Raw genomic sequence first — 13711 nt, 5'->3', positions numbered from 1 at the left:
TTCATGAACACCCCGACCCCTTCTCCGGTGCTAAGCGTTGATAATTTATCGGTCTCCTTTCGCCGCGGCGAGAGCTGGCAAAAAGTGGTACGCAATATCAGTTTTAGCCTCTATCCGGGCGAGACCTTAGCCATTGTCGGCGAATCGGGTTCGGGGAAAAGCGTGACCGCCATGGCGGTGATGCGCCTGCTGTCGTCGCGCCAGAGCCGGACCGAAGGCAGCGTCGAACTCTGCGGACGCTCATTATTGTCGCTACCGGAAGAGGCCATGCGCCGTATTCGTGGTTCGGAAGTGGCGATGATCTTCCAGGAGCCGATGACCAGCCTGAACCCGGCCTTCACCATCGGCCAGCAGATTGCAGAAGTCTTTATTCATCATCAGGGGTTATCAAAACGCCAGGCCCGGCAGGAGACCATCGCCCTGCTGGAGAAAGTGCGGATCCCCCATGCCGCGCAGCGTTTCGATGAATATCCCCATCAGTTTTCCGGCGGCATGCGCCAGCGCGCGATGATCGCCATGGCGCTGGCGCTCAAACCCAAACTGCTGATCGCCGATGAACCAACCACCGCGCTGGACGTCACGATCCAGGGGCAAATCCTCGATCTGATTAAAACCCTGCAGGCGGAAAACAACACCGCGGTGCTGTTTATCACCCACGATATGGGGGTGGTGGCGGAAACCGCAGACCATACGCTGGTGATGTATCGCGGCGATGCCATCGAGTGCGCCCAGACCACCAGCCTGTTTGCCGCGCCTCAGCAGCCCTACACCCGGGCGCTGCTGGCGTCGGTGCCCGCAGCGGGAGAGATGGATGCCATGAGCACGCCGTGCAAGTTCCCGTCGGTCAACCTGCACAGCGGCGAGACCCTGCGCTATTCGCCAGAGCCGCCGCTGGCCGCTGCCACCACGACGCCGGTGCTGTCGGTCAAAAATCTGGTGACCCGTTTCCCGGTCAAAAAAGGCTTCTTTAACCAGCTCACCGGTCATATCCATGCCGTTGAAAACGTCAGCTTTGATTTGTGGCCCGGGGAGACGCTCTCGCTGGTGGGCGAGTCCGGCTGCGGCAAATCCACCACCGGGCGCAGCCTGATCCGCATGATTCAGGCGCAATCCGGCGAAGTGATACTCGATGGTTATGATGTCCTGCAGGCCAGCCGTTCACAGCAAAAACGGCTGCGGCAGGATATGCAGATGATCTTCCAGGATCCCTTCGCCAGCCTGAACCCGCGCCTGAAGGTGCAGGAGGCGCTGATTGAACCGCTGCTGGAAAACGGCCTCGCTACCCGCCGCCAGGCGCTGGCCCGCTCGCAGGAGTTGATCGAGAAAGTCGGGCTCAGCGTGCAGGTGCTCAACCGCTATCCGCATGAGTTTTCCGGCGGTCAGCGCCAACGTATCTGCATTGCCCGCGCGCTGGCGATGAACCCCAAAGTGATTATCGCCGATGAGTCGGTATCGGCGCTCGACGTGTCGGTGAAGGCGCAGGTGGTGAATCTCATCATCGAGCTCCAGCGGACCCTGCAGATCGCCTTTCTGTTTATCTCCCACGACATGGCGGTCATTGAGCGCATCAGCCACCGGGTGGCGGTGATGTACCTCGGGGAGATCGTGGAGATCGGCCCGCGTCAGGCGATTTTTGCCAATCCGCAGCACCCGTATACGCAAAAATTGATTGCGGCGATCCCAAAAACCGATCCTTCCCGCCGTCATCTGTTGCGTGAAGCCAGCAACGACGAGCTGCCTTCGCCGTTTCGCGATAAAGCGTACCAGCCGCCGCAGCGCCGCTACGAACAGGTGGGGGAACGCCACTGGGTGATGCGCTAGCCGCGCCTGACAGGCCCCGTTGTTCGGGGCCTGCAACCTCCCGATCCCCGTCTTCCCCGCGCCTCACTTCTGCCCGACCTGTCCTGCGGTTTCACGCCGTTAACCCTGCGTAATGCAAGGTTCCCTTTGCCGCTAATTGCTGTATTATGCTGTTTATTGCAATATTTTGCTGGATTCAACATCATGCATAAAACCGCCAGACAAAAATATCTACTTGATATTATTAGTGAAAATGGACAGGTTAGCATCAGCGAGCTGGTGGAGAAGCTGCAGGTTTCCGCGGACACCATCCGTCGCGACCTCGGCGATCTCGAAAAACAGGGCCTGGCGCAGAAGAATCACGGCGGCGCGATTGCCCTCGATCTGTCCGCGATGAACCGTCAGGGCAGAAACGCCCTGCTGTCTGAAACCAAGCAGCGTCTTGGCCGCCTGGTCGCCGACAAAATCCCGGCGGGTTCGACGCTTTTTTTAGACGCCGGCAGTACGATTCTGGCCGTCGCCAGCCAGATTACGGTGCCGGTGACGGTGATCACCACCTCTTTGGATATTGCGTCACATTTCAGCGCGCGCCCGGATATCCAGCTGATCCTGCTGGGGGGAAGCTGGGACAGCCAACAACGACTGTTTGCCGGCAGCGCCACCCTGGCGCTGTTAGCTCGCTATCGCGCCGATATCGCTATTCTTGGCGCCTGTGCCATTCATGCACAGCTGGGCTTAAGCGCCAGCCAGGAAGCCGATGCGGAAATTAAACGCGCGATGCTCGCCGCCAGTACCGAACACTGGCTGGTGGCCGATCATATGAAGCTAAACCACTGTGAACCGCATCTGGTGGCCGGGTTAGCCGACATCGATCAACTCTTTTTGGACAGACCCTGGGAAGAACTGGGGGACAACAACGCACTGCAGGTCAATATTGCTGGCGCTCAACAAGGTGGAGAAGGTAATGAATAAAGTCATCGCTCGTGGGAGTAAAGAGATCAATATCGCGTTGATCGGATATGGCTTCGTCGGCAAAACGTTTCATGCCCCGCTCATCCAGTCGGTCGACGGGCTGAAGCTGGCGATAGTCGCCTCCGGCAATGAAGAGAAGGTTAAGCAGGATCTGCCGGATGTGACGGTCATCGCTTCACCGGAGGAGGCTATTCAGCACCCGGATGTTGATGTGGTGGTGATCGCCTCGCCGAACGCAACCCATGCGCCGTTAGCCAAACTGGCGCTGAATGCCGGTAAACATGTGGTCGTGGATAAACCTTTTACCCTGGATATGCAGGAAGCCCGCGAGCTGATCGCCCTGGCGAAGGAAAAACAGCTGCTGCTGTCGGTGTTCCATAACCGCCGCTGGGACAGTGATTTCCTCGGCATTAAGCAGGTTATCGAGCAGGGGCTGATCGGCAAGGTTAAGCACTTTGAATCGCATTTTGACCGCTTCCGCCCGGAAGTTCGCGTCCGTTGGAGAGAGCAAAACGTCCCGGGTAGCGGCTTATGGTTTGACCTCGGGCCGCATATGATCGACCAGGCGCTGCAGCTTTTCGGCCTGCCACAGTCGGTCCAGGGCAATATCGCCACCCTGCGTGAAGGCGCAGAGATCAACGACTGGGCGCATGTGGTCCTCAATTACCCGCAGCACAAAGTTATTCTGCATTGCAGCATGCTGGTGGCCGGCGGCGTTTCACGCTTTACCGTGCACGGCGATAAAGGCAGCGTGGTTAAACAAAGAGCCGATCAGCAGGAAGCGCAACTGCTGGCAGGCGTGATCCCAGGTAGCGACAGCTGGGGCCACGACGACGACAAGATGGTGATGTTTGATGCCGCGGGACAGACTCAGCAGCACGAGACGCCACGCGGCGATCAGCGTCAGTACTATATTAACGTGCGCGATGCCTTAACCGGGGCGATTGACAACCCGGTATCGCCGCTGCAGGCACTGGCAGTGATGGCGGTATTAGAAGCGGCGGTTCAGTCAGCGGAATCTGGCACAGTGCAAACCGTCGCCCTGACCGCCGACGAGCAGGCTGCGCTGTAATCACCCTGCTCTTAATCGCATGGTCTGCCTACCTCGCAGGCCATGCGTTATTGTCTTTTCTCCCCGCTTTAGCTCGCTTTTCGCCACTGCCATATTGAGCATAAACGTAATGTCCACGCCGATCAGGACGTCAGTAATAAAGCATCATCACACCAGCGACATCTCTGGATATTTCCGCTGTTTGGGAGGAGGATGGACTGGTAGACCTGCGCGTTATAGGTTATTGCTATTACGACGGCTGTTTTTCCGAGAGACTGAACTGGAGATGTTTATGTACTACACGTTAGGAGATACCACCCTCCACTTTTATCGTTATCAATGTCGCTTCTACGTCGCCCACTGGGATGGTGGTAACGTGATGACCGATAAATTCAAACAGTTCATTGAAATGATTGCCGACAAGACCGGTCTCGAGCCAAAGGGCGTCGAGGCGGTTGCCCGGGATTACTTCAACAACGTGGATTAACGCCCGGCAAATCTATCCTGCTTTTGCCGCACCATCTGGTGCTTAACCAGGCAATAATCGAAGCCCCTCGGCATCATCAGCGCAAACGGCGCGCGTATTGTGCTACTGAATAGGTCTTACAGAGGGGCTTATCGCATCTGCCATTCCCCCGTTTCAGCCCCACATTCAGGTGTTTAACAATTCTGAAATTTATACTTATTTTTTAGACACATACATAACCTGTCTGCATGCTTATCGTACAGCACTGACCTTGCTTAAAGCCGAGTTAGCCCGGAATTTTTAAGTGAAAAATCCATCTGTCGTATCCATAACATGCTATACCACTTATTGGTTATTGGTATTTCTCGCTAAAAAAACCACCAACGCAGCATAAAAGCATATTTTTATAAACAAGCCAAAATATTTAATTAGGATTTTTCTTAACCCAGGAGTAGATTGCATTTGATAAAAGCAATAATATCCATAAACATCCCGGGGAATAAAAAAATGGCAAACTTACTATTTTTAATTCTGGCAATAATACTGCTTCTGGTCGCTGTTTTTTCTCTCGTTTCTTATATCAGAGACAGGAAAAAACAACAGTTTACGTTCAAGAAGCGTCGTTAACCACAGCGCTTAGCTAACAGGAAAAGCTTTACTCACCACTAACACGCCAAAGCATAAGAAAGACTAATACATAATATAACAACCATATTAACTATTTAATAACATAATAGCGCTGTCATCTCATGCACCTTCGAGACGTTATGACTCGTTGTGCAGGGTATATTCTGTCAGCTCAAATTATATTATTTTCAATAATCAGGTGGCTAATAAAATGAATCAGGTCATACGCTATCGCTCTGTTGACCCAGAAGACAGCGATGACCTGATGTCTGCAAGCGCTACGCCGTCATCAGTTCAGCATTGTCTGTAACTGTGGTGACCAGTAATAAGGAATGACCTTTTTGGCTGTTATTCCATCGAAATCCGGAATTGCCCGCCATGATGGCTCATTATTCGCTCGATACACTACGGTTCCTTGCGGATTGATACCAATAAGCCCGCCGCTGTTATCCACAGCGTAAGATGATACCCCTTGCGGATATACCACCTTTTTAAATTCAAATGCCGAATTGAAGTTTTTCTCTTTGCTGGTAAATAATACTGAGCCCGGGATATTATAAATTTTCCCGCTATCACTCATTATGCGCATCAGAAAGTACTGACTCATATCCGGCTCGTCAAAAAACACCACCGGGGTAATGCCGTCGAAAACAAAGTGGGTAAATCCTTCTTTCTGCACGCAGGCTATCTTAGCCCGCAGCAGATAGCACTGTTCTTTATTGCCAAAGTAAGCATCGAGAATGGCCGCGCGATCCTCCGGCGAAAGCTGTTGGTAATGGCTGACTATTGGTCCTTTTATCGGGTCCCAGGCAGGTAAAAAGGTATAGGCTTCGACTTTGCCATTTTCATGAAAAACTACCGGGTAGCCATTATAGTTGGCAAGTGCCACGATGTTATCCTCGAACGCTTTAATCAGCGTCAATTGCTGCCCGTCAAAAAATAGCACTCTGTTTTGGCTGTCTAAAATCAGGCCGCCTTTCTTCAGGCCAAAGGGAGCATCGTTGAAGGCATATTCTACGGTGTGGACGATCAGCATCCGCACTTTAAATTTGTCACCGTCGTTTTTTAATGTTTTATCCAGCTTCAATAAATAGGAAAGCTGAAAGGCATGACTCCCCTGCTCTTCAAATGACCTATCGCACTCCGGATAGGATAACGACATAAAGATCCCATGGGTACATTTCACATGCTTAAACCCATCCATATGGCGGGCTTCGTGGACGAGGTTCATAGCAAGGCCTGAGACCGACGCCCCGCCATCTAACATACACAGCCGCATGGTTTTGTCTGCTTTTTCGCTATCCAGCACCACGCCGCCTTCCTGAAACCCGCAAATGTTCGCGTTGTGGGGCAACAGAATAATATTTTTGATCCTGCCGGTAATATATTCAAACGACTGTGCTTTGCCGGAATCGGACCGTTCCTTTGACGGGACTTTTATTTTTGAAACGGTTTTAATTTGCTCAAGTGCGAGGATGAGTTTAGTAAAGTCAGCATTATCACAATGATCCTTAACGCTGTATTGCCGCACCTCTTTGCCATCGTCATCCTGCGCACTGACCTGAAAGTGAGCGAGCATCGCGTTAACCCGTTGGGGATCGAGACATTTAGCCGGTTCTGTCCCGGCAGCCTGGGAAAATGAACTGAATAGCAACAAGGTCGCGATAACCAACACCGGGGAAAGCGATCTCACTGCGTTCATGCGGATCCCTCTTAACACTTTAAAAAGCCGAGAGAACGGGTATCAGTAACAGGAAAGAATGGCAGGCACTTTTAAGCGTAGCCCACCGGCAGATGGCGCGATAGCCGCCGCCATCACTTTGTGACGTGTCAGGAGAGACACAGCCAGTACAGGCAAAAAAATGGCGCGATTCATCGCGCCATTGTGAAATACCGGTGCAGACCCGGAGCTTAATGCTTTTCGATATACATCGTGCGACTATAGGCCACGTCTTCCGGGTTGTTAATCGGGTAGCCTTTCAACCACGGCTTAATTAACCGGCCGTTGGTGTACTGGTAGATTGGCGCAATCGGCGCTTTGCTCATGATGATTTTTTCTGCCGCGTTATAATCATCATTTCGCGCTTTTTCCGAGGTTTCCAGCGCCGCCTGATTGAGAATTTTGTCATAGGCCGGGTCGTTAAAGCGGGAAATATTGCCGCTATGAGTCGACGTCAGCAGCGACAGGAAGGTCGAAGGTTCATTGTAATCCCCCACCCACGACGCGCGGATCACATCAAAATTACCGGTGTTGCGGCTATCGATGTAGGTTTTCCACTCCTGGTTCTGCAGCTTCACATCCACGCCGAGATTCTTCTTCCACATCGACGCCACCGCTATCGCAATTTTCTGGTGGTTTTCTGAGGTGTTATACAGCAGCGTCAGCTGTAAAGGACGGCCCGGACCATAGCCTGCCGCCTGCAGCAGCGCTTTCGCCTGGGCGTTCAGCTCGGCCTGGCTCATGCTTTCCATCTGCGAAGGCTGCGGGGTAAACCCGGCTGTCACGTCCGGGGTAAAGTGCCAGGCCGGTTTTTCACCGGTCCCCAGTACCTTCTCGGCCATGATACGCCGGTCGATAGTCATACTCAGCGCCAGACGCACGCGCTCATCGGCGGTCGGCCCTTTTTGGGTATTGAAGGCGTAATAGTAAGTCCCCAGCTGCGGCGGGGTGTACACCTGACCGGGAATATCTTTTAGCAATTTCTGATACATGTTTTTCGGGAAGGACTCGGTGATATCAATATCCCCGGCCAGATAACGCTTGGTCGCCGACGATTCCTGGTTGATCGGCACGAAGGTCACCTGCTGGATCACCGTTTTGGCGTTATCCCAATAGTGGCTGTTCGGCACGACCACCAGTTTTTCGTTCACCACCCGGTCTTTTAAGACATACGCGCCGTTACCAATCAGGCTGCCCGGACGGGTCCAGTTGGCCCCGCTCTCAACATTCGCTTTCTGAACCGGATAGAAGGCAAAGCTGGCGGTCAGATTACTGAACCACGGCAGCGGTTTATCGAGCTGTACGCGCAGGGTACGCGCATCCACGGCGGTGACGCCCAGGGTATCCGGCGCGGCCTTGCCGTCGATAATATTCTGGGCATTGCTGATCCCCGCCAGCGCGGCGAACCAGGCAAATGGCGATGTGGTTTTCGGATCGACCAGTCGCTGCCAGCTGTAGACAAAATCTTGTGCGGTGACCGGCGAGCCATCGGACCAGCGCGCATTATCGCGCAGAGTAAAGGTCCAGACGCGGTTGTCATTGCTCTGCCAGCGGGTTGCAACGCCAGGGATAATATTGCCTTTTGCGTCCTGGTTGACTAAACCTTCAAACAGATCGCGAATGACCTGGATTTCCGGCAGACCAACGGCTTTGGCGGGATCTAACGACGCGGGCTCATCTTTAATGTGCCGTACCAGCACCTGCTTTTCCGCTAATACGGTGCCCTGAGGGACATCCGCCGCCCAGGCAAGAGAAGAAACGCTGGCTAACCACAGCGCGCCGCATGTCAATGTGACAGGATACTTCATGAGATCCCCTTTAAAATAAAAGAACCAAAGCTGGCAGAACGATAATTATTTGTTTCATCATCGAAAATTGCAAACGGCTTATGAGAGAAAATTGACCTCTCTTGTGTTTTAACGGCGACAGGAAACTATTTGATTCCGGGACGCTTTTACACAACACTGCTGGAAATAACCTGCTAACAGGATGCCCTATGCCTCTTTCTCGTCCTCGCCCACTGCGTGGCGCCTTTCCGCCCGGCACACAACGCTATGGTCAGTCCCATCTTGGGGCGCCCTTGCTCTGGTTCCCTGCTCCGCTGGCGGAAAGCCGCAGCGGGCTGATTCTTGCCGGGACCCATGGTGATGAAAACTCTTCGGTGGTCACGCTCTCCTGCGCGCTGCGCACGCTCAAGCCAGAATTACGGCGTCATCATGTGGTGCTGGCGGTGAACCCTGACGGCTGTCAACTGGGGCTGCGGGCCAACGCCCGGGGTGTCGATCTGAACCGTAACTTCCCGGCGGCAAACTGGAAAGCAGGGGAAACGGTGTATCGCTGGAATAGCGCCGCGGAGCAGCGTGACGTGGTGCTGCTGACCGGAGAAAAGCCCGGTTCGGAACCCGAAACCCAGGCGCTGTGCCAGCTGATCCACCAGATCCACCCGGCGTGGGTGGTCTCGTTTCACGATCCGCTGGCCTGCATTGAAGACCCCGGCCACAGTGAACTGGGGCAATGGCTGGCCGATGCCTTTACGCTGCCGCTGGTCAGCAGCGTGGGTTACGAGACGCCGGGATCTTTTGGCAGCTGGTGCGCCGATATCGGCCTGCCCTGCATTACCGCCGAGTTCCCGCCCGTTTCAGCTGACGAAGCGACAGAAAAGTATCTGTCGGCGATGACTGACCTGCTGCACTGGCACCCTCAGAGATGAAGCACGCCGGTGCTGAAATGCAGCGCCGGTTCAACATCTACCGCCAGCCAGGTAGGGCCATCCAGATCGGCAAAGCGCGCCAGCGGTGCCAGCGGCAGCGCCGCAGAGATGGCCCGCGACGTGCAGAGCATGCAGCCGAGCATTCGTTCAAACCCGAGCTCCTCAGCATCCTGAGCCAGAAACAGCGCTTCGGTCAGACCGCCGGTTTTATCCAGCTTGATATTCACCATCTCATAGCGCCCGCGCAGCTTCGGCAGGCTGGCACGGGTATGGCAGCTTTCATCGGCGCAGATCGGCAACGGGTGAATAAAATTCTCCAGCGCGGCATCGTCGTCCGCCGGTAGCGGCTGCTCGAGCATCGCTACGCCGATATCCGCCAGCAGCTGGCAACGTGCCGCCAGCCCGTCGCTGTGCCAGGACTCATTGGCGTCGACAATCAGCGTGGCCTGCGGCACCGCGTTACGGATGGCAATCAGTCGTTCGCTGATCAGATGATCGTCCAGCTTCACCTTCAGGAGCCGGGCGCCGTTTTCCCATAACGCTGCGGCGCTGGCCGCCATCTGCTCCGGGGTGCCAATCACCACGGTTTGCGCCGTGACCACCCGATTCGGCAGCCCCACCCCCAGCAGTTGCGGGATCGTTTTCCCGACGCCTCTTGCCTGCAAATCCCACAAGGCGCAATCCACGGCATTACGCGCCGCGCCGGCCGGCAATAGCTGCTGCAGCTGTTCGCGGGTGACGCCGCTCTCCAGCTGCTCGCCAATGGCGAGTATCTGCGCCATCACCGAAGCGATGCTCTCGCCATAGCGTGGATAGGGGGTGCACTCCCCGACGCCTTTCACGCCGTTCTCTTCCACTTCCACCACCACCACTTTTGCCTCGCTGCGGCTGCCGCGGGCAATCACAAAGGGAGTATGTAAGGGCCAGGCTTCTTCATACACTCGCAGATTTCGCATTCCCAGGTTCCTCCAGGGGAAACAGTAAATAGGATTTGCCGTGCCGATAACGGATGTCATACACTACCGGTGACGTTAACTATATGTAAACAGGAAGATAAACATGTCACAAACCGTGCATTTCCAGGGCAACCCCGTTTCTGTTCAGGGCACCATTCCTCAGGCAGGCGCCGCAGCGCAGCCGTTTACGCTGGTCGCCAAAGATCTCTCTGACGTCGCGCTGAGCCAGTTCGCCGGCAAACGTAAAGTACTGAATATTTTCCCGAGCATCGATACCGGCGTATGCGCGGCATCGGTACGTAAATTCAACCAACTGGCATCCGAGCTGGATAACACCGTTGTGTTATGCATCTCTGCCGACCTGCCGTTCGCCCAGTCTCGTTTCTGCGGCGCGGAAGGCCTGAACAATGTCGTCACCCTCTCCACCCTGCGCGCTCCGCAGTTCCTGGCTGATTACGGCGTAGCTATTGCAGCCGGTCCGCTGGCGGGTCTGGCAGCACGTGCTGTGGTCGTTGTTGATGAAAATGACCAGGTTGTATACAGCCAGCTGGTGAATGAAATCACCGAAGAGCCGGACTACGATGCAGCCCTGGCTTCGCTGAAAGGCTAAGATAGCCCGCGAAACACAAGCCTCCGGTGACGGGGGCTTTTTTATTTCTACGGCGCTATCTCTGCGGCGCATAGCGCGAAATAACGCGCGCGATCGCCGGGCCGGTCAGCAAAATAGTAAACAACCGCAAGGTCTGCATCGCCATGATAAACGACATATCAGCCCGTGTGCCGGCGGCGATAATCGCCACCGTATCCAGTCCACCGGGGCTGGTCGCCAGATAGGCGGTCATAAAATCAAGCGGCAGTACCTGAGTCACCCCCAGCGCCATCAACGCGCAGACCACAATCAGGCCGATAATCGAGGCGATAATCTGCGGCAGCGTCTTGAGGGCCAGCAAAAAGATGGCCTTATTAAACTTTAGACCAACGCTCCAGCCAACCGCGGCATAAGCCAGCGCCAGTAGCCATTCCGGCAGCTCCAGCATCAGCCAGCCCTCGCCTTGCACCAGCGCGCCGGCCAGCATCGGAAAGAGCATGGCGCCGGAAGGAAAACGCGTTTTTAGCCCCAGCCATCCTGCGGCGGCGGTCAGCAGCAATGTACCGGGCAGTTGCCAGGTTACAGGTGGAAACCAGACTATCTGCTGGCTCATCTCCTGGGCTTCACCACCAAGGGTAAAACGCACCACCAGCGCCGCAGCCCCGGCCACAAACAACACCCGCAGGTACTGCATCAACGCCACCAACCGCACGTCAGCACCGTAATCCTGCGCCATCACCACCATCGCCGAGGCGCCGCCGGGCGAGCTACCCCACGCCCCGGTCGCGCCGGGGAGCGAGCTATAACGGACCAACAACCAACCGGTCAGGGCGCTGACGGCAAGCGTGGAGAGCAGAATAAACAGCACCAGCGGCCAGTGTCCGATGAGCACGCCAAAAATCGAGGGGGTCAGCGTGCGGGCGATCATGCAGCCGATAATGGCCTGGGCGGCAATAAAAAAGGGACGGGGTACCCGGATGTTGGCCCCGCGCAGGCTCAGGGCGATCCCGGCGATCATCGGCCCCAGCAGCAGCGCCGCTGGCAGATGAAGCCAGAACAGCAGCCATGAGAGTCCGGCAGAGAGAGCCAGCAGTTTCATCCACTGAAGCAGATGACCCGGCGAAGTCGACATCCGTATTCCTGGGAAAATGAGTAAAACCTGAGTATATACAGAACGGTGCGAAAGACAGCCCCTTCGTCATAATCAACCGGCTGCCAGGCAGCCGGTAGCAGACTTACTCCTCGCCTTTTTTCTGGCTGAGGCCGTATTCGCGCAGCTTATTGGCGATCGCCGTATGCGATACCCCAAGACGTTTCGCCAGTTTGCGGGTGCTCGGGAAACTACGGTACAGCTGGGTCAGCACCGAGCGCTCAAAACGACGGGTAATATCGTCCAGCGATCCCTCCATGGCCTCTTCGCCTACCGGAAGGGAGGCCGCATCGTGGTCCGGCAGCAAAATATCCTGCGGACGCATCTCGTAACCATCCAGTTGAGTTAACGCGCGGTAGACCGCATTCTTCAGCTGACGAACGTTGCCAGGCCAGCTGTAGCGGGTCAGGACGGTACTGAGATCGGCAGAGAGTTTCGGGCGCGGGATCCCCTGCTCGTCGGCAAAACGGGCGACAAACAGTTCGGTCAGCGGAATGATGTCCTGCGGACAGTCGCGCAGCGGCGGCAGATTCAGGGTCAGTACATTCAGACGATAGTAGAGGTCTTCGCGGAATAACCCTTTTTGCACCAGCTCCACCAGATTCTTCTGGGTGGCGCAGATAACCCGGACATCGACATGAACTTCGTGATCTTCCCCGACCCGACGGAAGGTGCCGTCATTGAGAAAACGCAGCAGTTTGGTCTGCATCCGCGGCGACATTTCGCCGATTTCATCCAGCAGCACCGAACCGCCGTTGGCCTGCTCAAAGAAGCCTTTTTTGCCCTGAATGGCGTCGCCGAACAGCTCGCTCTCTACCGCATCTTCCGGAATCGAGCCGCAGTTCAGCGCCAGATAGGGTTTAGCCGCCCGCGGGCTTGCCAGATGGCAGGCATGCGCCAGCAAATCTTTGCCCGTGCCGGTATCGCCGACAATCAGCAGCGGCGCGCTCAGCATCGCCAGCTTACGCGCCTGCTCAACGACATGACGCATTTTCGGCCCGACGGCCAGAATCTGGCTGAAGGCGCTGGTGTCCTGGGTGGTCATGGTTTGCAGCTGGCGCCCCATACGCACGGTCGAACGCAACATCGCGACCGCCCCGGTCAGGACCCGTTCTCCGTGTTCACCTTCGAGGTACACCGGGGTGATTTCCAGCACGAAGTTCTGTCCGTTCACCACCACATGTTCGCTCAGCGACTCCTGCGGACTGCTTTCCAGCCAGCGCTGAACGTTAAAATCGGTAATTAACTGTGCGACCGGATGATTACGCAGCCGCTCCGGGCTTTGCGCAAACAGCTGGCAGCTGGCGGGGTTCGCCAGTTCAACCTTGCCTTTGGTATCCAGCGACAGCACCGGCTCCGGCATCGCCACCAGCAGCGCGCTCAGCGCCAGGTGTTCACGCTCCGACGGCATCCATGGCACGGTACGCACGTCGGTCACGCCAGAAATGCGGCGGATTTCCGCCATCAGGCTGCTGAAGTTGGCAAACTCCAGCTCGGCAAAATTGAGGTAAATTCGGCCAATAGGATCGATGTCGATGCCGCGCAAATCGATACCGCGTAGCACCAGCAAATCCAGTAATTCGCGGGTCAGACCAAGACGGTCTTCACAAAAGACTTCAAGACGCATGGGAGTTTTCACCCTAAAAAGGCCAATGACGGATGAATAATAG

General features: G+C 55.6%; 12 protein-coding genes. 7 read left to right on the top strand and 5 right to left on the bottom strand.

Going from position 1 to position 13711, the window contains the following annotated elements; genetic code table 11:
• Positions 1–3 precede the first annotated feature (3 nt).
• The 5 genes from EDF82_RS02795 (at position 4) to EDF82_RS25100 (ending at position 4916) form a co-directional block, all read left to right on the top strand.
• Entirely contained in the window at positions 4–1821 is a 1818-nt protein-coding gene (locus EDF82_RS02795; RefSeq protein ID WP_123754080.1) for an ABC transporter ATP-binding protein, read from the top strand.
• Positions 1822–2004: 183 nt separating this feature from the next.
• Positions 2005–2772: a DeoR/GlpR family DNA-binding transcription regulator gene (locus EDF82_RS02790; protein ID WP_123754079.1), complete on the top strand. Its 768-nt coding sequence runs from the start codon at positions 2005–2007 to the stop codon at positions 2770–2772.
• Complete coding sequence (locus EDF82_RS02785) at positions 2765–3844, top strand: oxidoreductase (protein ID WP_123754078.1); 1080 nt, start codon at positions 2765–2767, stop codon at positions 3842–3844. The genes EDF82_RS02790 and EDF82_RS02785 overlap by 8 nt, the downstream gene beginning before the upstream one ends.
• 271 nt (positions 3845–4115) lie before the next feature.
• The gene (locus tag EDF82_RS02780) at positions 4116–4310 is read left to right on the top strand and encodes a hypothetical protein (protein WP_123754077.1); all 195 of its coding nucleotides are present in this window, start codon (positions 4116–4118) and stop codon (positions 4308–4310) included.
• Positions 4311–4796: 486 nt separating this feature from the next.
• A complete protein-coding gene (locus EDF82_RS25100; RefSeq protein ID WP_148060370.1) occupies positions 4797–4916 on the top strand; it encodes a small membrane protein in 120 nt (39 codons plus the stop codon).
• A 289-nt stretch (positions 4917–5205) separates the two neighbouring features.
• Here EDF82_RS25100 and EDF82_RS02775 read toward each other — a convergent pair whose 3' ends face one another.
• Positions 5206–6618: a hypothetical protein gene (locus EDF82_RS02775; RefSeq protein WP_148060369.1), complete on the bottom strand. Its 1413-nt coding sequence runs from the start codon at positions 6616–6618 to the stop codon at positions 5206–5208.
• 209 nt (positions 6619–6827) lie between these two features.
• Positions 6828–8444 (bottom strand): ABC transporter substrate-binding protein, encoded by a 1617-nt coding sequence (locus EDF82_RS02770; protein ID WP_123754075.1) that lies wholly within the window; start codon positions 8442–8444, stop codon positions 6828–6830.
• Between the two features lie 188 nt (positions 8445–8632).
• On the opposite strand from EDF82_RS02770, the gene mpaA reads away from it, so the two are divergent.
• Positions 8633–9346 carry a murein tripeptide amidase MpaA gene (gene mpaA, locus EDF82_RS02765; protein WP_123754074.1) on the top strand — a complete coding sequence of 238 codons (714 nt, stop codon included), beginning with the start codon at positions 8633–8635 and terminating at the stop codon, positions 9344–9346.
• On the opposite strand, the gene ycjG is transcribed toward mpaA, so the two are convergent.
• Positions 9337–10302 (bottom strand): L-Ala-D/L-Glu epimerase, encoded by a 966-nt coding sequence (ycjG, locus tag EDF82_RS02760; RefSeq protein ID WP_123754073.1) that lies wholly within the window; start codon positions 10300–10302, stop codon positions 9337–9339. The genes mpaA and ycjG overlap by 10 nt on opposite strands.
• A gap of 103 nt (positions 10303–10405) precedes the next feature.
• Between ycjG and tpx the strand changes: the two genes are divergently transcribed.
• A complete protein-coding gene (gene tpx / locus EDF82_RS02755; RefSeq protein WP_123754072.1) occupies positions 10406–10912 on the top strand; it encodes a thiol peroxidase in 507 nt (168 codons plus the stop codon).
• Positions 10913–10967: 55 nt separating this feature from the next.
• Here the strand turns inward: tpx and EDF82_RS02750 are convergent, their stop codons facing one another.
• A complete protein-coding gene (locus tag EDF82_RS02750) occupies positions 10968–12023 on the bottom strand; it encodes an AbrB family transcriptional regulator (RefSeq protein ID WP_187042806.1) in 1056 nt (351 codons plus the stop codon).
• A gap of 103 nt (positions 12024–12126) precedes the next feature.
• Positions 12127–13668: a transcriptional regulator TyrR gene (gene tyrR / locus EDF82_RS02745; protein ID WP_123754071.1), complete on the bottom strand. Its 1542-nt coding sequence runs from the start codon at positions 13666–13668 to the stop codon at positions 12127–12129.
• Positions 13669–13711 lie beyond the last annotated feature (43 nt).

The organism is Klebsiella sp. BIGb0399 (assembly GCF_003752615.1).
Lineage (GTDB): Bacteria > Pseudomonadota > Gammaproteobacteria > Enterobacterales > Enterobacteriaceae > Klebsiella > Klebsiella lignicola.
The sequence above is the reverse complement of the archived record's forward strand: the minus strand, read 5'-3'. Positions and strand labels throughout refer to the sequence as shown.